This is a genomic window from Bradyrhizobium sp. USDA 4454, from assembly GCF_054822705.1.
Window position 1 is genome coordinate 4,497,942 of record NZ_JBTRCN010000001.1, and the last position, 19,919, is coordinate 4,517,860.

Genomic DNA, 19,919 nt, shown 5'->3' on the forward strand with positions numbered 1-19,919 from the left:
CGCACAGGCGGAGGTTGCGTCACACGAAACCACCGCGCTTGCTAAGCCGCAATTTTCGTGTTGCAATCCTTTCACAATCGGATCGCGGCCGTTCGACTGTGCGTTTCACGACGTTGCTGTCCAAAGCTTCGACGTACAAGGCTTCGAGAGGCGAAACTTCGGACTTGAAGACTTTGGATCTGAAGACCCGGAAACTGAGCAGACGGCGGAAAGCCCGCTTGTGGCGTGGCACGTGGAAAACGTGGCCGCGTCTTTTTTATGTCTAGACTGGGAGAGAGACGATGCCGAAGGGTACCGTCAAATGGTTCAACCCGACCAAAGGTTACGGGTTCATCAAGCCGGCCGTCGGCGACAAGGACGTGTTCGTCCACATCTCGGCGGTCGAACGCGCAGGGCTCAGCACACTCAACGAGAACCAGACCGTCGAGTACGAGCTAGTGGAGAACCGCGGCAAGGCGTCGGCAGAGAACCTCAAGGTTCACTGAACCTCCAGGGTTCACTGAGCCTCCAAGGTTCGCTGAACCTCCGGGGTTCACTGACTGCCGCTGTTCATCCTGATGCCTCCCCCGGCCGCATCACCCGGGGGATTCTTCCCGAGGACATCTCGTGCCACCGCGCGCTAAGGCGCCGGCGCGATCAGTGTGCCGTCCGTCGCGGTGCTGCCCTGCGTCTTGCAGACGTCGCCTTCGAGCTTGAGCCGGCCGCTGGCCAGAAGCCGCAGCGCCGCCGGATAGATGCGATGCTCGATGGTGATCACGCGCGCTGCGAGCGTCTCCGGCGTGTCGTCGTCGGCCACGGCGACCGCGCCCTGCATAACGATCGGTCCGGCGTCGGTCTCCGGGATCACGAAATGCACCGTCGCACCCGACAGCTTGACCCCCGCGCGCAGCGCCTGGCCGTGCGGATCGAGGCCGGGAAAGCACGGCAGCAGCGACGGATGGATGTTGAGCATCCGGCCGTACCAATGCCGGACGAAGTCGGCGGTGAACAGCCGCATGAAACCGCCGAGGCAGATCAACTCGACCTGGCTGTCGTCGAGCGCTTTTTGCAGCACCGCCTCGAAGCCGGCGCGGTCCTTGCCGAACGGCTTGCTCTCGATGACGACGGTCGGAATGCCGTTCGCGGCCGCCTTCTCGAGCCCGGGCGCATCGGCGCGGTTGGAGATCACGGCCACGATCTCGGCCGGAAAATCCTGCGCCTTGGCGGCCTCGATCAGCGCGACCATGTTGGAGCCGCGGCCGGAGATCAGGATGGCTGTGCGGCGCTTCATCGCGAGAGATCGAGATGACCGTTATAAACCACGCGATGCTCGTCCTTCGCCTCGATCACCTCGCCCAGCAGCGTCACGGTCTCGCCGCCGGCGGTGAAGGCCTCGGTCACCGCATCGACCGCATCCCGCCTGACGATCGCGATCATGCCGATGCCGCAGTTGAAGGTGCGCAGCAACTCGAGCTCGGCGATGCCGCCCTGCTCGGCCAGCCATTTGAACACCGGCAGCACCGGCAGCCGCGCCAGATCGATGCCGACGCCGAGATGTTTCGGCAGCACCCGCGGGATGTTGTCGGTGAAGCCGCCGCCGGTGATATGGGCGAGCCCCTTCACCGCGCCGGTATCCCGGATCGCGCGCAGGCAGGACTTCACATAGAGCCTGGTCGGCGTCAGCAGCGCCGCGCCGAGCGTCATGACCGGCGCAAACGGCGCCGGCGCATCATAGGCCACGCCGGACTGCTCGACGATCTTGCGCACCAGCGAATAGCCGTTGGAGTGCACGCCCGAGGACGCCAGCCCGATCACGGCATCGCCGGCCGCGATATCGCCGGTCGGCAACAGGGTGCCGCGCTCGGCCGCGCCGACCGCAAAGCCGCCGAGGTCGTAATCGCCGTCCTTGTAGAGGCCGGGCATCTCGGCGGTCTCGCCGCCGATCAGCGCGCAGCCGGATTCGCGGCAGCCCTCGGCGATGCCGGCGACGATCTGCGCGGTGGCCTCCGGATGCAGCTTGCCGCAGGCGAAATAGTCGAGAAAGAACAGCGGTTCCGCGCCTTGCACGACGAGGTCGTTGACCGACATCGCGACCAGGTCGATGCCGATGCCGCTATGGATTCCGGTCTCGATCGCGATCTTCAGCTTGGTGCCGACGCCATCGGTCGCGGCCACCAGGACCGGATCCTTGAAGCCCGCCGCCTTGAGGTCGAACAGCCCGCCGAATCCGCCGATCTCGGCGTCCGCGCCGGGCCGTGCGGTGGCCCGCACCATCGGCTTGATCAGATCGACCAGACGATTGCCGGCGTCGATATCGACACCCGAATCCGCGTAAGTGAGCCCGTTTTTGCGCTCGGTCATGCCCAATTCCAGATGATAAGGGGCTGGTTACGAGGAATTCCGCCCCCGCGCAATGGCTCGCGGGCAGCTCGCCACGATACTATGTAGATAACACAAGGCGGCTGCGCAAAAGAGCCGGATATCGAGTAAAATCAGGCTGCTAGCCGGGAAGCGACCCAACTTGAGCATTCCGAACATCATTACCCTCGGCCGCATCATCCTGGTGCCGGTGATCGTCTGGGCCATCGTGTCGAGCCAGATGGAGATCGCGTTTGCGATCTTCGTGATCGCCGGCGTATCGGACGCGGTCGACGGTTTCCTCGCCAAGCGCTTCAACATGACGAGCGAGCTCGGCGCCCTGCTCGACCCGCTCGCAGACAAGGCGCTGTTGGTGTCGATCTATGTCGCGCTCGGAATCTGGGGCGCGGTGCCGCGCTGGATCGTGATTCTGGTGGTGTCGCGCGACATCATGATCGTGTCTGCCGTGATTGTGTCATGGTTGTTCGACAAGCCGGTCGAGATGAAGCCGCTGATGGTGTCGAAGCTGAACACGGCGGCGCAGGTCGCGTTTGCAGCCTTGGTGCTCGCCTCGCTCGGCTTTCGCTTCGAGCCGCATCCCTACGACCTGATCCTGATGGGCCTGGTCACGATCTTTACTTTGGGTTCGGTGTCACTCTATCTCGTGGAGTGGGTGCGGCACATGAGCACGATCGAGGCTCGGTAGAAAACTGGAAACCGGTGCCCGCGACAAACGCAAAGCGTTTGCGCAGCGATCATGCTAAAATAATGAAGTGGTTTGGAGACTTGCGTGGCCGGTAGCGTTCAACCTCGTCAATTGGCCTTGGCCCTGCCGCACGAGGAGAAACTGACCCGCGACGATTTCCTCGAGGGCCCGGCCAATGAGGCGGCGCTGGCGCTGATCGACGGCTGGCCCGACTGGCCGAACCGGATCATGCTGCTGGTCGGCCCCGACGGCTCCGGCAAGAGCCACCTCGCCGCGATCTGGGCCGAGAGCGCCGGCGCCCGCGCGACCGCGGCACATGCGCTGACTGCCGAGACGGTGCCGGCCGCGCTCGCGACCGGCGCGCTGGTAGTCGAGGATTTGAGGCCGTCGGATTTCGACGAGCGCGCGATGTTTCACCTGATGAATCTCGCGCGCCAGGACGATGCCTACCTGCTGATCACGGCCCGTATCCCGCCGTCTGCGTTCGAGATCGAGCTGCGCGATCTGCGGTCGCGGCTCCGCGCGGTGCCGACGGTGACGCTGCTGCCGCCCGACGACCAGCTGTTCCGCGGCCTGATCGTCAAGTTCTGCGCCGACCGCCAGATGAGCGTGGACGAGCCGCTGGTCAGCTACCTCTGCAACCGGATCGAGCGCTCCTACGTTGCCGTCCGTCAGGCGGTCGAGCTGCTCGACACCGAGGCGCTCCGGCTCGGCCGGCCGGTCACGCGGGCGCTGGCGGCGGAGCTGTTGCGCGACGCCTGAGCGGTGCCGCGGCTTGACGGCGCAGGCGGACGGAACATCAATGTCATCGAAACGTCATCGCAATATCACATGGTCTCTGCGGCCGTCGGCTAGACCGCTCCGGCCCCTCGCCCCGAATTGGACCAGCACTTGATGGACTCGGCACAAGCATCTGAAATCAAAGAGAAAGAGGCGGAACTCGCGCCTCTCCCCACGATCGCGACCAGCCCCGAGCGATTCATCAACCGGGAGCTCTCCTGGCTGCATTTCAACCGCCGGGTGCTCGAGGAATCGGTCAATCTCGGCCATCCCGTGCTGGAGCGGGTCCGCTTCCTGTCGATTTCGGCGAATAACCTCGACGAGTTCTTCATGGTCCGTGTCGCCGGCATCAAGGCGCAGGTCCGCGAGGGCATCACCGAGCGCAGCCCGGACGGCCTGCTGCCGGCCGAGCAGCTTGTGATGATCAACAAGACGGTGTCGCAGCTCGCCTCCGACCAGCAGGCGATCTGGAGCGACCTGCGTGACATCCTGGCCAAGGTCGGCATCCAACTGGTCGACGGGCGCGATGTCACCAAGTCCGAGCGCAGCTGGATCGAGGATCACTTCCTCCACAACATTTTCCCGCTGCTGACCCCGCTCGCCATCGATCCGGCGCATCCGTTCCCGTTCATCCCGAACCTCGGCTTCACCGTTGCGCTGCAATTGTCGCGGATCTCCGACGGCAAGGCGATGAACGCGCTGATCCGCATGCCCGGCAAGATCGACCGCTTCATTCGCATCCCGTCCACCAAGGAAGGCACTCCGGCGCGGCTGATCACGCTCGAACAGGCCACCGGATTGTTCATCGGCCGCCTGTTTCCCGGCTACACCGTCAAGGGCCAGGGCGCATTCCGCATCATCAGAGACTCCGAACTCGAAATCGAGGAAGAGGCCGAGGACCTCGTCCGCCTGTTCGAGACCGCGCTCAAGCGCCGCCGCCGCGGATCGGTGATCCGGCTCGAGATCGAGGCCACGATGCCGGAAGAGCTGCGCATCTTCGTGCAGCACGCCTTGTCAGCCGCGGACGATGAAGTGATCCTGGTCGATGGCGTGCTGGCGATGAACGAGCTGTCGCAGCTCACCCGCCTCAACCGCCCCGACCTCGAGTTCCCGCCCTATGTGCCGCGTCATCCCGAGCGGGTGCGCGACCATGGCGGCGATATCTTCGCCGCGATCCGGCAGAAGGACCTCGTGGTCCACCACCCCTACGAATCCTTCGACGTCGTCGTCCAGTTCCTGCAACAGGCGGCGCGCGATCCCGACGTGGTCGCGATCAAGCAGACGCTGTATCGCACCTCGAACAACTCGCCGATCGTGCGCGCGCTGGCGGAGGCCGCCGAGGCCGGCAAGTCGGTGACCGCCCTGATCGAGCTCAAGGCGCGTTTCGACGAGGAAGCCAATATCCGCTGGGCGCGCGACCTCGAACGTGCCGGCGTGCAGGTGGTGTACGGCTTCATCGAGCTAAAGACGCACGCCAAGCTGTCGATGGTGGTGCGCCGCGAGGGCGGCAATCTCACCACCTATGTGCACACCGGCACCGGCAACTATCATCCGGTCACCGCGCGCATCTACACCGACCTCTCCTACTTCACCTCAGATCCGATCATCGGCCGCGACGTCGCGCGGGTGTTCAACTACATCACCGGCTATGCCGAGCCGAGCGACATCGAGAAGATGGCGGTGTCGCCGCTGACCTTGCGCAAGCGGATCATCGAGCACATCCATGGCGAGATCGCCCACGTCAAGCACGGCCGTGCGGGCGCGGTGTGGATGAAGATGAATGCGCTTGTCGACCCCGACATCATCGACGCGCTGTACGAGGCCTCCAAGGCCGGCGTCTCGGTCGAGCTCGTGGTGCGCGGCATCTGCTGCCTGCGCCCCGGCCTGCCCGGGTTGTCGGAGAACATCCGCGTCAAATCGGTGATCGGCCGGTTCCTGGAGCACGGCCGAATCTATTGCTTCGGCATGGGGCAAGGCCTGCCGAGCACAAAAGCTGCTGTGTATATCTCGTCCGCCGACATGATGCCGCGGAACCTCGACCGCCGCGTCGAGGTTCTCTGTCCGCTGCAAAATCCCACGGTGCATCAGCAGGTTCTCGAACAGATCATGGTCGCGAACCTGAAGGACACCGAGCAGAGCTGGCAATTGTTGCCGGATGGGTCGTCTACGCGTATGAAGGCCGCGAAAGGCGAAGAGCCTTTCAATCTGCATGACTACTTCATGACAAATCCGAGTCTGTCCGGCCGTGGTAAGTCTCTCAAGGAATCTTCACCGCGCCGTCTCACGCGTCGCAACGAACGTCAGCAGCCATCGTCCTAAGGGGGCCTACCGGTGAAGCGGCCGCGGAAGCGCGCTTCCAGCGTCGCTGTGATCGATATCGGCTCGAACTCGGTTCGTCTCGTGGTGTACGAGGCGCTGGCGCGCAGCCTCGTCACCATCTTCAACGAGAAGGCGCTGTGCGGGCTCGGACGCGAGGTGCAGAGCACCGGCCTGCTCGCGACCGACGCCGTCAACAAGGCGCTGACCGCGCTGCGCCGCTTCCGCGCGTTGTGCAGGATCCAGCAGGTCGGCCGCGTCTATGCGATCGCGACCGCCGCCTGCCGCGACGCCAAGAACGGTCCGGACTTCATCGCGCAAGCCGAGCGGATCTGCGGCGCCAAGATCGAAATTCTCACCGGCCCGCGTGAGGCGAAGCTATCCGCGCTCGGCGTCGTCTCCGGCATCCACAATCCGAACGGCATCGTCGGCGATCTCGGCGGCGGCTCGCTCGAACTGATCGACGTCAAGGGCAGCCGCGTGCGCAGCGGCGTGACGCTGCCGCTCGGCAGCCTCGCGCTGCAGGACCTCTCGAACAAATCGCTCAAGCGCGCCGAACGCATCGTCAAGAACGAGCTGCTCGGCGTCGCCCAGCTCAAGACCGGCCGCGGTCGCACCTTCTACGCGGTCGGCGGCACCTGGCGCGCGCTGGCCCGCATCCACATCATCCAGAGCGGCTACCCGCTCAAGGTGATGCACGGCTATTCGATCCCGGCCGCCGACGCGCTCGATTTCGCGCAGCGGCTGCGGCGGCTCGCGGCGACCAACACGCTGGCCAATATCGAATCGATCGCCGATGCGCGGCGGCCGCTACTGGCCTATGCCGCGCTCGTGCTCGAATACATCATCCGCGCAGCGCAGCCGAAGACCATCGTGTTCTCGACCTTCGGCGTGCGCGAAGGCCTGCTCTACGAGATGCTGCCGCCGACCGAGCGCGCCAAGGACGGGCTGCTCTGCGCCGCACAGAACCTCAACGAATTGCTGTCGCGCTCGGCGCGCCACGCCCAGGAGCTGACGGCGTGGACCGACCGGCTGGTGCGCGTGGTCAGGCTGCGCGAGACCGAGGAGGATCGCAGGCTGCGTCACGTCGCCTGCCTGCTCTCCGACATCGGCTGGCGCGTGCACCCGGATCATCGCGGCGAGGAAACCCTCAGCCTGATCATGAACGGCAATTTCGGCTCGATCACGCATCAGGGCCGTGCCTTCGTCGCACTGTCGGTGTTCTATCGCTACGCCGGGCTGAGCGAGGAGAACGAACCGCCGCCGCAGATCCGCGCGCTGGTGACGCCGGCGATGGACGAGCGCGCGCGCGTGCTCGGCGCCGCGTTCCGCGTCGCGCATCTGATCACGGCGGCGCGCACCGGCGTGCTGCCGCTGACGCATTTCCGCACCCAGGGCCGCAAGCTGATGCTGGTGTTCGAGCACCGGATGGTGGATCTGGTCGCCGATCGCGTCGGCAGCCGCTTTAGGCAATTGGCGCGGCTGCTCGGCCGCGCCGGCTCGATCGTGCGGCGCTAAAGCTTTTTTTGACGCGTTTTCTTCACGCGAACCGGCGTCCACTTCGCTCGAAAGCGTTATGGTTACGCCGCCTTGGCGGCGTGCTTGGCCTTGCGCAGCGCGTGGCGGCGCCACAGCGCCCCGATCGCCAGCACCACGACGATGCCGAGCATGGCGAGCGTGATCTCGCCGCCGTTGCCATGGGCGAATTGCGGCGTCATTCCGATTGAGGCCAGCCAGGAATCGAGCTTGGCCCCGAGCGGTCCGGCCAACAGCGCATCGAGCTTGGGATGCACCGCGGGATCGGTCGCGATGACGTCGCCGGCGATCCAGCCGAGCAGCGCGGCACCGGCCCAGACCAGGACCGGCAGCTTGGTCAGCAGCGCCATGATCAGCGCCGCGCCGGCAACGATCAGGGGAACGCTGATCGCAAGTCCGAGCACCAGCAGCGGCACGCTGCCATTGGCGGCAGCCGCCACCGCGATCACGTTGTCGAGGCTCATCACGATGTCGGCGACGACCACGATCTGAACTGCGGCCCACAGATGGGCGGCCGCGTGCACGCTGTCCTCGTCCTCCTGCTCCGGCACCAAGAGCTTGGCGGCGATCACGATCAGCGCCAGGCCGCCGACCAGCTTCAGGTAGGGAAGCTCCATCAGGCTGGCGACGATGCCGGTGAAGATGACGCGCAGCAGCACCGCCGCGGCAGCGCCGAGGATCATGCCCCACAGGCGCTGGCGCGGCGCGAGCCCGCGGCAGGCCAGCGCGATCACCAGTGCGTTGTCGCCGGACAGCAGGACGTTGATCCAGATGATCTTGCCGACGGCGACCCAGAAGGTCGGCGTCGCCATCTCATTCTTGAACTCGGTGAAGAACGCGCCGATGTTCGCCGGATCAAAGATCTGCCACAGCCAGTCCACAGCGAGTCCTAATCGGCCTTGCGGCCGCCCCTGGCGGCGGACGTCCGCCGCTCCCCAGTTCTGTTTCGACGCGGCCTCCCAAGGGAGACCGCGTCACTTCCAATTGTGCGGCGTCAGCCGACGATCTCATTGCCGGCGAAGAACTGCGCGATCTCGATCGCCGCGGTCTCCGGCGCATCCGAACCATGCACCGAGTTCTCGCCGATCGACTTCGCATAGAGCTTGCGGATGGTGCCTTCGGCGGCCTTCGACGGATCGGTCGCACCCATCACGTCGCGATACTTCAGGATGGCGCCCTCGCCCTCCAGCACCTGGACCACGACCGGGCCCGAGGTCATGAAGTCGACCAGCTCGCCGAAGAACGGGCGCGCCTTGTGGACCGCGTAGAAGGTCTCGGCCTGGCCGCGGGTCATCCGGATGCGCTTCTGCGCCACGATCCGCAGGCCCGCCTTCTCGATCACCGCATTGACCGCGCCGGTCAGGTTGCGCTCGGTGGCGTCGGGCTTGATGATCGAAAAGGTGCGTTCAATCGCCATGATTTCGTCCTTGTAAACGTGGCTGGGAGTTGCCGGGGCTTATATCGGCGCGCTGGGGTGACGGCAAGCGACCCTGTGACGCGTTAGCCTTTAGTTTTAATGCATTTTCACGACGAAAACCGTCATCCGGGCGGCCTCTGGTCCGCGGGTCGGCTCGGCAAGCTTACCGCGATTTCACCTAGGTGAACCCATTCTGTCAGCGCCATGCCGCCGCCGTTCAGCTGCCGCCATTTAGGCTCTGCATCGATCGGACGCCTTGCTGGCCCCCATCCGCAAGCCTCACAGGACGTCTCGGGAAACGATGTCACCGCGCGCGTCACGCGCGCTCATAGCTCGAGGAGACGATCATGTTACGCAAGATTTCACTCGCCGCCATTGCCGCGATTTCGCTCGGTGCTGCCGCGCTCGCCCCGACCTCCGCGTCGGCCTGGGGTGGTTGGCACGGTGGATGGCATCACGGCTGGTGGGGCGGCCCGCGCGTCATCGTCGGAGGTCCCGCCTACTACGGCGGTTACGGATATGGCTACGGCGGCTGCTATGTCCGCCGCGTCGTACCGACCCCGTGGGGTCCGCGCTGGCGCCTGGTCAACCGCTGCTACTGATCCATCTGTTCTGTCGACTGCTCCCTGACTTGCTCAGCCCCGGCCTCGCGCCGGGGCTTTTTTCATGCTTTTGGGGAACCCAACCGCGCAACACCGCCGTTCACTACCTCAAGCTGAGAGTAAGGCGGAGCGGAAACCAAATTCAGGGTCGCGACTTGTCATGCGGAGGATTTACGAACACGCGAGGTGGAACTCGCCAAAAGGCATCCAAGAGACCTGCCATGAGCATGACGATGACCCAGATCGACACCGATCCAGATCAGATCGATCCCAAGACCTGCCGTTATATCTGCGATGCGGTGGGTGAACGGCTCCAGCAAAGCCTGCGGCCGGAGCGTGCGCTGTCGCCCCGCCTGCAGCAGCTCCTTGATGAAATGCACCGACGGGAAAACGACCGCCATTAGATGTTTCGGGCTCACGAGCGGCCCAATTACGTTTTGCAACAGCCTTCCGGATAGATTTTACCAATAGACGGGGTTGCGTTTGTCACCGGGGCCGGTGACAACGCGGCATGCTCTCCATCACTGACATCTCGGTCCGGATCGCCGGGCGGCTGCTGATTGATCACAGTTCTGTGCAAATTGTGCCCGGCGCGCGCGTCGGCTTTGTCGGCCGCAACGGCGTCGGCAAGTCGACGCTGTTTCATGCCATAAGGGGCGACCTGCCGACCGAGAGCGGCAGCATCACGCTGCCGCCGCGCTGGCGGATCGGCAGCCTTGCGCAGGAAGCACCCGACGGGCCGGAAAGCCTGATCAACGTCGTGCTGAAGGCCGATCTCGAACGCGACGCGCTGCTGCGCGAGGCCGAGACGGCGCACGATCCGCACCGGATCGCCGAGATTCAGACCCGGCTGGTTGACATCGACGCGCACTCCGCGCCCGCGCGGGCCGCGGCGATCCTCTCCGGCCTCGGCTTCTCGACCGCAGACCAGGCGCGGCCATGCGCGGAATTTTCCGGCGGCTGGCGCATGCGCGTGGCGCTGGCGGCGACGCTGTTCTCGGCGCCCGATCTGCTGCTGCTGGACGAACCGACCAACTATCTCGATCTCGAAGGCACGCTGTGGCTGGAGAACCATCTCGCCAATTATCCGCGCACCGTGATCGTGATCAGCCACGACCGCGATCTGCTGGATACCTCGGTCGATCAGATCCTGCATCTCGATCGCGGCAGGCTGACGCTCTACAAGGGCACCTACTCCTCATTCGAGGAGCAGCGCGCCGCGCGCGAATTGCTCGACGCCAAGCACGCCAAGCGGCAGGCCGATGAGCGCAAGCGGCTGCAGGATTTCGTCGACCGCTTCAAGGCGAAAGCCTCCAAGGCCCGCCAGGCGCAGTCGCGCGTCAAGATGCTGGAGCGGATGAAGCCGATCACCGCGCTGGTGACCCAGGATGTCCATGAGATCTCGTTCCCGGCGCCGGAGAAACTGCTGTCGCCGCCGATCATCGCGGTCGACGACGTCTCGGTCGGCTATGAGCCGGGCAAGCCGGTGCTCAATCGCGTCACCTTGCGCGTCGATACCGACGACCGCATCGCGCTGCTCGGCTCCAACGGCAACGGCAAGTCGACGCTGGTCAAGCTATTGGCCGGCAAGCTCGCGCCGTTCTCGGGAAGGATCACGAAAGCCGACAAATTATCGGTCGGCTATTTCGCCCAGCACCAGGTCGACGAGCTCAATCTCGACGGCTCGCCCTATGATCACATCCGCAAGCTGATGCCCGAGGCGCCGGAGAGCAAGGTGCGCGGCCGCGTCGGCGCGATCGGCTTCTCCGGCAAGGCCGGTGACACGCTGGTGCGGAGCCTGTCGGGCGGCGAGAAGGCGCGGCTGCTGCTCGGGCTTGCGACGTTCTATGGCCCGAACATGATCATCCTGGACGAGCCGACCAACCATCTCGACATCGACAGCCGTGCAGCACTGGCGGAGGCGATCAACGAATTCCCCGGCGCCATCATCATGGTCTCGCACGATCGTTATCTGATCGAGGCCTGCGCAGACCGGTTGTGGGTCGTGGCCAACCAGACCGTGATGGCCTATGAGGGCGATCTCGACGAATACCGCCGCATGATCCTGTCGGCCAATGACGGACGCACTGCGTCGCGCGAGCGCGTCAGGGAGCAGCCGGCAAAGCCCGAACGGATCAGGAATGAGAAGCGCGCGTCACCGCGGCAGCGGATCGCGCAGGCCGAGGCCGAGATCGAGCGCATCAACGGCATCATTGCAAAAATCGATACCGCGCTCGCGCTGCCCGATATTTTCACGCGCGATCCCAAACAGGCCGCGCAGCTGACCAAGGCGCGCGCCGGCGCCGAGAGCGCACTGCAACGCGCCGAGGAAGAATGGCTGGAAGCCAGCGCCGAACTCGACGAAGCCGCGAACTAGAATCTTCCGGAAGGCGCTCAACCGTTCGAGGTTGGCGCCGGCTTCTTCGGCTTCTTCGTCGGCTTCGCGATCTTCGGCTCCGGCGCAGCATCCGGCCCACGTTCGACCGACGTCAGGCGTCCCGAGGTGAAGGTGTAGATGCCGGCGCGTGCGCCGCGCGACCAGGTCACGACCGCGACGCGTTCGCCGCCCGGGCCGCTGGATAGATTGACGCTGTCGGGGGCGCCGATGCCGCGCACCACGTCGCATTCGGTGTGGCCGAGTGCGACGCTGCCGCCGGCCGGCTGCGGCGGCGGAGCACCGGGAGCCTGTGCGTTCGCGTCAGTTGCGCCCGCCGGCGGTGCCATGCCCGGACAGCCGCCGTCGGCACTGACGAGATCGTCGTTGGTCACCGGCTTGTCCGGCGTCAGCGGCGGCGATTCGATCGAGATGTTGCGGATGAACACCCGTCCAGGGCGCGAGAACCAGTCCGCATCACGCGAAAAGACGTCGGACGCGCCGGAACAACCGGCAAGCCCTGGCGCAAGCACCAGCAACGCCAGCAGCGACTTCCGACTCAATGTTCCGTCTCGCACGATCGACAAGGCTCCTGACCCCATGAGGTAAGGGCTTGTCCGAACATCACTTTGCGGCATGACCGTGACCCGCCCCGGGAAACGTCGAATTATCATTAATTAGTCGATATCGCTATTGGCGCCGCTGCCAGCGTCCTCGCTCGTCGGTCTGCCAGTAGGTGACCTCGAAGCCGCGCGCCTTGCAGACGGTCCAGCTCTCCCGCGCGGCGGCCACTGCGTCCGGGTCGTCGCCGTTGAACACCAGCACCACCCGCTCATAGCTGTCGCAGTCGGCCGGCAGCGCCGCATTGTCGACCAGGAAGCGGACATTGGCCCGGTTCGGATTGCTCTCCTCGATCGACAGGATGATCGGTTGATCCTGTGCGTCGGCGGCGCGCGCCGTCGCGTGCGGCAGAAACGAATCGTCGCTGTAGGTCCACAGATGCGCGTCGAGCGTCTCGGCGCGCTCCTGCGACGTCGATTGCACCACCACCCGCCAGCCGCGCTCGAGCGACTTCTCGAGCAACGGCGGCAGCACGCTCTCCAGCGTCATGTTCTGTAGATGGTAGAACAGAACCTCGGTCATGCGCCGGCCGACACTCTCTTACTTCTTGGCTTCATAATAGTCCGAGACCAGCCGCTCGAGCAGCCGGACGCCGTAACCCGATCCCCAGCTCTGATTGATCTCGGTCTTCGGCGCGCCCATCGCCGTGCCGGCGATGTCGAGATGCGCCCAGGGCGTGCCGTCGACGAAGCGTTGCAGGAATTGCGCCGCCGTGATCGAGCCGCCATTGCGGCCGCCGGTGTTCTTCATGTCGGCGAATTGCGAGTCGATCTGCTTGTCGTATTCGGGACCGAGCGGCATGCGCCACACCTTCTCGCCGGTCTCGAGGCCGACCTTGGTCAGGCGCTCGGCGAGCTCGTCGTTGTTGGAGAACATGCCGGCGTGATCGGTGCCGAGCGCGACCATGATGGCACCGGTCAGCGTGGCCAGATCCACCATGAATTTCGGCTTGACCTTCTTGGCGACGTACCAGAGCACGTCGGCGAGCACGAGGCGTCCCTCGGCGTCGGTGTTGATGATCTCGATGGTCTGGCCGGACATCGAGGTCACGATGTCGCCGGGACGCTGCGCATTGCCGTCGGGCATGTTCTCGACGAGGCCGATGGCGCCGACCGCGTTGACGCGGGCCTTGCGCGCGGCCAGCGCGTGCATCAGCCCGACCACGCAGGCCGCACCGCCCATGTCGCCCTTCATATCCTCCATGCCGCCGGCCGACTTGATCGAGATACCGCCGGTGTCGAAGCAGACGCCCTTGCCGACGAATGCGACCGGCGCCTCGCTCTTCTTGCCGCCGTTCCAGCGCAGGATCACGGTCCGGCTTGGCCGCGCCGAGCCCTGCCCGACGCCGAGCAGCGCGCCCATGCCGAGCTTGGTCATCGCCTTGACGTCGAGCACCTCGACGGTGACGCCGAGCTTGCGCAGCTGGCTGGCTCGGCGGGCGAACTCCTCGGGGTACAGCACGTTCGGCGGCTCGTTGACGAGCTCACGCGCCAGGTTGACGCCGTCGACGACCGACGATTCAGGCGCGAACGCCTTCTTGGCGGCAGCGACGTCGTCGACCGCGATCGAGACCTCGGCCCGCACCGCATTGTCCTCGCCGTCCTTCTTTTTGGTCTTGTAGCGGTCGAACTTGTAGGCGCGCAGGCGGATACCGGTGGCGATCGAAGCCGCCTGGCCTGCTGCCATTGCGGCCTCGGGCAATTCCGCGATCACGGTCATCGCGCCGCTGCCGGCGTTGAGCTTGCCGGCCAGCACGCCACCGAATTTGAGAAAGTCCTTCTCCTTGAGGTCGGCCGCCTTGCCGGTACCGATCACGATCAGGCGATCGACCTTGAGTCCCTCCGGCGCCAGGATGTCCAGCGTTGTCCCGCTCTTGCCTTTGAACTGGTTGGCTGCGGCCGCCCGCTTCACCGTCTCGGCGGCAGCCCCCAGCGCCTTCCTTGCAGTGGCTCCCAGCTTCAATTGCTCGTCACAAAAGGCGACAAGGATGCCGCGGGCGGACGCAGAGAATGGGACAAAGCCGACCTTGACGGCGTCGGACATAGGAAAATCCTCCAGAACTCAGGGTGTTGCTCGGACCTGAGGCGGTCCTTCCGGCGCGCGGGGTGAGCATTGCGATGGCGGTCCGGGACCAGCCCGGGCCGGGCTTGCCGCACACTATGGCCTGTCGGCTGCGCCGCTGCCAAGCGCCGGAGTGGCCGGAAGGCCACAAAAGCGATTAATTAACCATAAATTAAGCGTGCCTTGGCTCGGCCATTTTGTTGACGGATCAAAGGGATGGTAGTGAGAGAGTGGACACAGAGTGAGCCGGATGAGTCCGCGGCTCGGCCAAAGGGGAACCCGGGTTGACGGGATTGGTCGAAAGCCGTGCGTTCGGCTGCGTGCAGGGGGTCTTGGGGGCCGTGCGGTAGCGATGGGGTCGATCGACAAGTACATCTTCAAAACGACGCTGGCGTCGTTTGCGCTTGTCCTGGTCAGCCTCACCGGCGTGATCTGGATTACCCAGGCGTTGCGCGGCATCGACCTGATGACCAGCCAGGGTCAGACCATCCTGACCTTCCTCGGCATCACCGGCCTCGTGATTCCCGCTTTGGTCCTGATCATCGCCCCGATCGCGCTGATGATTGCGATCTCGCACACGCTGAACAAGCTCGCGACCGATTCCGAGATCATCGTGATGAACGCGGCCGGCTTCTCGCCGTTCCGGCTATTCCGGCCGTTCTTCCTGGCCACCTGCGTGGTGGCGGCACTGGTCGCCTTCATCGGCGCCTACCTCGCCCCCGACGGGATGCGCCGAATCAAGCAGTGGGACGCCGAGATCACCGCCGACGTCCTGACCAACATCCTGCAGCCCGGCCGCTTCGCCCAGCTCGATCAGAACCTGACGATTCGGATCCGCGAGCGGCTGCCCGGCGGCGTGCTCGGCGGTGTTTTCGTCGACGATCGCCGCGATCCGCAGCAGCGCGTCACCATCGTCGCCGACCACGGCACCGTGCTGAAGAACGAGAACGGTTCATATCTCGTGCTGGAGGACGGCAATCTCGAGCGATTCGAAGTCGGCAAGCGCGATCCGACGCTGGTGGTGTTTCAGCGCTACGCTTTCGACATGTCGAAATTCTCGCAGGGCCGCGACGTCACGCTTGGGATTCGCGAGCGCTATCTCTGGGAGCTGATGTGGCCTGACGAGAACGATCAGACCTACAAGCAGCTGTCGGGCCAGTTCTTCGCGGAGCTGCATGACCGCTTCATGGCGCCGGTCTATCCGTTCGCATTCGCCGCCCTCACCTTCGCCTTCCTCGGCGCGCCGCGCACCACGCGGCAAAGCCGCAATTTCTCGATCGGCGGCTCGGTCTTCGCGGTGTTCGGCCTGCGCATGGTCGGCTTCGCCTGCTCGGTCATGGCGGTGAAGACGCCGATCGCCGCGCTGCTGCAATACCTGATGCTGTTCGGTGGTATCGCGGTCGGAATCTGGATGATCGTCGGCGGCGTGGTCGTCGAACCGCCGCCACGGCTGCTGGAAGCGATCAATAGGAACAACGAGCGGATCGCCCGCCTGTTCCGGAGGCCGGCAACCGCATGAGCATGGTCACAAACACGCTCGGGCGCTATTTCGCCGGCCGCTTCGTGGTCGCGGCGGTGGGCGTGTTCGCGGGCATCTTCGTGCTGCTCGTGCTGGTCGATTACATCGAGATGGTGCGCAAGACGTCCGGCCTGGTCGACGTCTCCGCCATCACCGTCGCCGAGACCTCGCTGTTCCGCGTGCCGCAATTGCTCGAGAAGCTGATGCCGTTCTGCGTGCTGATCGGCGCGATGACCTGCTACCTCGCTCTGTCACGGCGGCTCGAGCTCGTGGTGGCCCGCGCCGCCGGCGTCTCGGCCTGGCAATTCATCTCGCCGGCGCTGGCCAGCGCGATCGTGCTCGGCATCTTCGCGACCACCGCCTACAATCCGGTCTCGGCCAATCTGCGCGAGCTCTCCAAACGGATGGAAGCCGAGCTGTTCGGCTCGGCGCCGGGCGGCGGCATCCAGGACGCGTCTGGCTTCTGGCTCAACCAGATCAACGACGAAGGTCAGGCGATCATCAATGCCGCGCGCAGCGAGCAGCAGGGCATCCGGCTGACCGGACTGACGGTGTTTCGATTCGATACGGCGCTGCAGTTCAAGGAGCGAATCGAAGCGCGCGAAGCGACCCTCGAAGAAGGCCGCTGGGTGTTCACCGGCGTACGCCGATACACCCTCGACAAGCCTCCGGTGGATCAGGACACCTTCTATCTGACCACCACCCTCACCCCGGCACAGGTGCGCAACAGCTTCTCCACCCCCGAGACTGTGTCCTTTTGGCAACTGCCGAACTACATCCGTTCGTCGGAGAGCTCAGGGTTCGCGACGGCCGGCTATCGCTTGCAGTATCACAAGCTCATCGCACAGCCGTTTTTGCTGGCTGCGATGGTGATGTTGGCGGCTTCTGTGAGCCTCCGCTTCTTTCGGATGGGCGGCGTGCAGAAGATGGTTTTGAGTGGCGTGGGCGCAGGCTTTCTGCTCTACGTGCTGTCGAAAGTAACGGAAGATTTGAGCAAGGCTGAGTTGATGCATCCCATCGCTGCGGCGTGGTTGCCCGTCGTCGTGGGTAGCCTCACCGGCTTCTTAGCCTTGCTGTACCAGGAGGACGGGTAGTGGCCGGTGTCGCTTCCCGCCAGTTGAGGTCGCCTGCTTGCGGGCGGCGCAGTGCTCTGCGCCGCCAACGGAGCCGTATGGCCGCGTTTGGCGTTTCGATCTCAACTCTTCTCGCCGCGTTGATCGCGGTCAGCACGCTCGAGGTCGTCGCGTCGACGCCGGCTGCCGCGCAGGCGTTCACCTACAATCCGCGTCCGCCGAAGCCGCCCCGCCCGCCGGCCAAGAACGACGGGCAGATGCTCGTCCAGGCGACCGAGGTCGACTACGACTACAACAACTCGCGGATCTCGGCGGTCGGCAACGTCCAGATGTTCTACAACGGCACCAGCGTCGAGGCCGACAAGGTCATCTACGACCAGAAGACCAAGCGTCTTCATGCCGAAGGCAACATCCGCATGACCGATGCGGAAGGCAAGATCACCTACGCCAACATCATGGATCTCAGCGACGACTACCGCGACGGTTTCGTCGATTCGCTCCGCGTCGATACCGAAGACCAGACCCGCATGGCGGCGACCCGCGCCGATCGGTCCAGCGGCAATTACACGGTGTTCGACAACGGCGTTTATACCGCCTGCGCGCCCTGTAAGGATGATCCGAAGAAGCCGCCGCTGTGGCAGGTCAAGGGCGCGCGCATCATCCATAACCAGACCGAGAAGATGCTCTATTTCGAGAACGCCCAGCTCGAATTCTTCGGCGTTCCGTTGGCCTATCTGCCCTACTTCTCGACGCCCGATCCGACCGTGAAGCGCAAGAGCGGCTTCCTGATGCCGGGCTTCACCTCGTACACGGCGTTCGGCTATGGCGTCGAAATCCCCTATTACTGGGCGATCGCGCCTGACATGGACGCGACCTTCAATCCGCGCATCACGTCCAAGCAGGGCGTGCTGCTGCAGACCGAATTCCGCCAGCGCTTTGCGGACGGCGCCTATCAGATCCGGCTCTACGGCATCGACCAGACCGATCCCGGCGCGTTCGCCGGCCAGCCCGGTGATCGCCAGTTCCGCTGGGGCATCGACACCAAGGGTCAGTTCGCGTTGAACGACAAATGGGTCTGGGGTTGGGACGGCGTGCTGCTGTCCGACTACTTCTTCATGTCCGACTACCGGCTCGCCCAGTACAAGGACCCGTTCGGATCGTTCCTGTCGCTGCCGACCGAGGCCATCTCGCAGCTTTATCTGACCGGCGTCGGCAACCGCAGCTTCTTCGACGCGCGCGCGATCTACTATCTCAGCTACTCGGGCAACCAGAACCAGGTCCCGGTGGTCGCGCCCGTGATCGACTACAACAACGTGATCAACAGTCCGATCCTGGGCGGCGAGTTCAGCTACAAGATGAACTTCGTCAACCTGACCCGCGAAACTGCGGTGTTCGACCCGATCACGACGACCGCCAACACCAACGGCCTGTGCCTGACCACGTCGGCCGATCCGATGGCGCGGATTCCGTCGCAGTGCCTGCTGCGCGGCATGCCGGGCACCTACACGCGGCTGACGGCCGAGGCGCAGTGGCGCAAGTCCTACACCGACCCGCTCGGCCAGATCTGGACGCCGTTCGTCAGCGTGCGTGCCGACGCCATCAACGCCGACATCTCGAACCAGCCCGGCGTGTCCAACTTCCTGCCGGTCGGCGATACCCAGACGGTTCGTCTGATGCCGACGGTCGGCTTCGAATACCGCTACCCCTTCATCAACGTGCAGCCGTGGGGCACGACGACTGTCGAGCCGATCGCGCAGGTCATCATCCGGCCCAACGAGCCCAACGCCGGCAAGCTTCCGAACGAGGACGCGCAGAGCCTGGTGTTCGACACTTCGAACCTGTTCGCGGTCGACAAGTTCTCCGGCTACGATCGCGTCGAGGGCGGCAGCCGCGCCAATGTCGGCGTGCAGGCCACCACGCAGTTCGATCATGGCGGCAGCGTCAAGGCGATGTTCGGGCAGTCCTACCAGCTGTTCGGGCTGAACTCGTTCGCGGTCGCCGACGTCACCAACACCGGCATCGACTCCGGCTTGCAGAACGCGCGTTCGGACTATGTCGCGAGCCTCGCCTATTCGCCCAACCGCACCTACACGTTCAGCGTCCGCACGCGGATGGATGAGGCGACCTGGAACATCAACCGGTTCGAGGCTACGGCGGCCGCGAACTTCGATCGCTGGTCGGTCGCGGTAACCTACGGCGACTATGCGGCGCAGCCCGAACTTGGCTATTTGACGCGCCGCGAGGGTATCCTCACGAGCGGCTCGGTCAAGGTGGCGTCGAACTGGGTGGTTCAGGGTGCGGCGCGTTGGGACCTTGAAGCGAACAAGATCAACCAGTATGCGGTCGGCGCAGGCTATGTGGACGACTGCTTCGTGCTGGCTGCCAATTATGTCACGTCCTATACCTATCAGGCGGGTTCGCAGCCGCCCGTTCTCAGCCACGCGATCATGTTCCAGATCGGGCTGCGAACGATTGCCCAGACCTCCACGACCAGCAGTGCGGCTGGCATGCAGTAACAAGCGGGGGCTTGTTTTGCCCGCGGGCCTGTGGCCCCGGCTTGAATTGGTTTAAACGGCT

Annotated in this window: 18 protein-coding genes; 11 read left to right on the plus strand and 7 right to left on the minus strand. The window is 64.7% G+C overall.

The genetic code is table 11. The features are described from left to right. Positions 1-281: 281 nt before the first annotated feature. Positions 282-485 (plus strand): cold-shock protein, encoded by a 204-nt coding sequence (locus tag ACVIW0_RS21195; RefSeq protein ID WP_021079877.1) that lies wholly within the window; start codon positions 282-284, stop codon positions 483-485. Between the two features lie 134 nt (positions 486-619). Here ACVIW0_RS21195 and purN read toward each other — a convergent pair whose 3' ends face one another. Continuing rightward, positions 620-1,270 (minus strand): phosphoribosylglycinamide formyltransferase, encoded by a 651-nt coding sequence (gene purN, locus ACVIW0_RS21200; protein ID WP_461354089.1) that lies wholly within the window; start codon positions 1,268-1,270, stop codon positions 620-622. Beyond that, positions 1,267-2,340, minus strand: coding sequence for a phosphoribosylformylglycinamidine cyclo-ligase (gene purM / locus ACVIW0_RS21205; protein ID WP_461354090.1), 1,074 nt, complete (start codon positions 2,338-2,340; stop codon positions 1,267-1,269). Before purM ends, purN begins: the two co-directional genes overlap by 4 nt. A 160-nt stretch (positions 2,341-2,500) precedes the next feature. Between purM and ACVIW0_RS21210 the strand changes: the two genes are divergently transcribed. The 4 genes from ACVIW0_RS21210 to ppx all read left to right on the plus strand — a co-directional run bounded on the left by ACVIW0_RS21210 (position 2,501) and on the right by ppx (position 7,657). Next, positions 2,501-3,043: a CDP-alcohol phosphatidyltransferase family protein gene (locus tag ACVIW0_RS21210; RefSeq protein WP_456755167.1), complete on the plus strand. Its 543-nt coding sequence runs from the start codon at positions 2,501-2,503 to the stop codon at positions 3,041-3,043. An 84-nt stretch (positions 3,044-3,127) separates the two neighbouring features. Further along, entirely contained in the window at positions 3,128-3,805 is a 678-nt protein-coding gene (locus ACVIW0_RS21215) for a P-loop NTPase family protein (protein ID WP_461354091.1), read from the plus strand. A 132-nt stretch (positions 3,806-3,937) separates the two neighbouring features. Then, a complete protein-coding gene (locus ACVIW0_RS21220; protein ID WP_461354092.1) occupies positions 3,938-6,142 on the plus strand; it encodes an RNA degradosome polyphosphate kinase in 2,205 nt (734 codons plus the stop codon). 12 nt (positions 6,143-6,154) lie between these two features. Then, the gene (gene ppx / locus ACVIW0_RS21225; protein WP_461354093.1) at positions 6,155-7,657 is read left to right on the plus strand and encodes an exopolyphosphatase; all 1,503 of its coding nucleotides are present in this window, start codon (positions 6,155-6,157) and stop codon (positions 7,655-7,657) included. A 62-nt stretch (positions 7,658-7,719) separates the two neighbouring features. Here the strand turns inward: ppx and ACVIW0_RS21230 are convergent, their stop codons facing one another. After that, positions 7,720-8,556 carry a TerC family protein gene (locus ACVIW0_RS21230; RefSeq protein WP_461354094.1) on the minus strand — a complete coding sequence of 279 codons (837 nt, stop codon included), beginning with the start codon at positions 8,554-8,556 and terminating at the stop codon, positions 7,720-7,722. A gap of 113 nt (positions 8,557-8,669) precedes the next feature. Beyond that, the gene (ndk, locus tag ACVIW0_RS21235) at positions 8,670-9,092 is read right to left on the minus strand and encodes a nucleoside-diphosphate kinase (protein WP_461354095.1); all 423 of its coding nucleotides are present in this window, start codon (positions 9,090-9,092) and stop codon (positions 8,670-8,672) included. Positions 9,093-9,439: 347 nt separating this feature from the next. Here ndk and ACVIW0_RS21240 point away from each other — a divergent pair, with 347 nt between their 5' ends. The 3 genes from ACVIW0_RS21240 to ACVIW0_RS21250 all read left to right on the plus strand — a co-directional run bounded on the left by ACVIW0_RS21240 (position 9,440) and on the right by ACVIW0_RS21250 (position 12,071). Next, entirely contained in the window at positions 9,440-9,694 is a 255-nt protein-coding gene (locus tag ACVIW0_RS21240) for a hypothetical protein (protein WP_050425937.1), read from the plus strand. Positions 9,695-9,915: 221 nt separating this feature from the next. Beyond that, on the plus strand, positions 9,916-10,098 hold the full coding sequence (locus tag ACVIW0_RS21245) for a hypothetical protein (RefSeq protein ID WP_461354096.1): 183 nt from the start codon (positions 9,916-9,918) through the stop codon (positions 10,096-10,098). A 107-nt stretch (positions 10,099-10,205) separates the two neighbouring features. Next, positions 10,206-12,071 (plus strand): ABC-F family ATP-binding cassette domain-containing protein, encoded by a 1,866-nt coding sequence (locus ACVIW0_RS21250; protein WP_461354097.1) that lies wholly within the window; start codon positions 10,206-10,208, stop codon positions 12,069-12,071. Positions 12,072-12,088: 17 nt separating this feature from the next. Here the strand turns inward: ACVIW0_RS21250 and ACVIW0_RS21255 are convergent, their stop codons facing one another. The 3 genes from ACVIW0_RS21255 to ACVIW0_RS21265 form a co-directional block, all read right to left on the minus strand. Next, the gene (locus ACVIW0_RS21255) at positions 12,089-12,601 is read right to left on the minus strand and encodes a hypothetical protein (RefSeq protein WP_461357384.1); all 513 of its coding nucleotides are present in this window, start codon (positions 12,599-12,601) and stop codon (positions 12,089-12,091) included. Positions 12,602-12,758: 157 nt separating this feature from the next. Beyond that, positions 12,759-13,211, minus strand: coding sequence for a DNA polymerase III subunit chi (locus tag ACVIW0_RS21260; RefSeq protein WP_461354098.1), 453 nt, complete (start codon positions 13,209-13,211; stop codon positions 12,759-12,761). Between the two features lie 18 nt (positions 13,212-13,229). Further along, complete coding sequence (locus ACVIW0_RS21265) at positions 13,230-14,732, minus strand: leucyl aminopeptidase (protein ID WP_461354099.1); 1,503 nt, start codon at positions 14,730-14,732, stop codon at positions 13,230-13,232. Between the two features lie 370 nt (positions 14,733-15,102). On the opposite strand from ACVIW0_RS21265, the gene lptF reads away from it, so the two are divergent. The 3 genes from lptF to ACVIW0_RS21280 all read left to right on the plus strand — a co-directional run bounded on the left by lptF (position 15,103) and on the right by ACVIW0_RS21280 (position 19,858). Further along, a complete protein-coding gene (lptF, locus tag ACVIW0_RS21270) occupies positions 15,103-16,269 on the plus strand; it encodes an LPS export ABC transporter permease LptF (RefSeq protein WP_461354100.1) in 1,167 nt (388 codons plus the stop codon). Further along, the gene (lptG, locus tag ACVIW0_RS21275) at positions 16,266-17,363 is read left to right on the plus strand and encodes an LPS export ABC transporter permease LptG (protein WP_461354101.1); all 1,098 of its coding nucleotides are present in this window, start codon (positions 16,266-16,268) and stop codon (positions 17,361-17,363) included. Before lptF ends, lptG begins: the two co-directional genes overlap by 4 nt. Positions 17,364-17,440: 77 nt before the next feature. After that, positions 17,441-19,858, plus strand: coding sequence for an LPS-assembly protein LptD (locus ACVIW0_RS21280; RefSeq protein WP_461354102.1), 2,418 nt, complete (start codon positions 17,441-17,443; stop codon positions 19,856-19,858). Positions 19,859-19,919 lie beyond the last annotated feature (61 nt).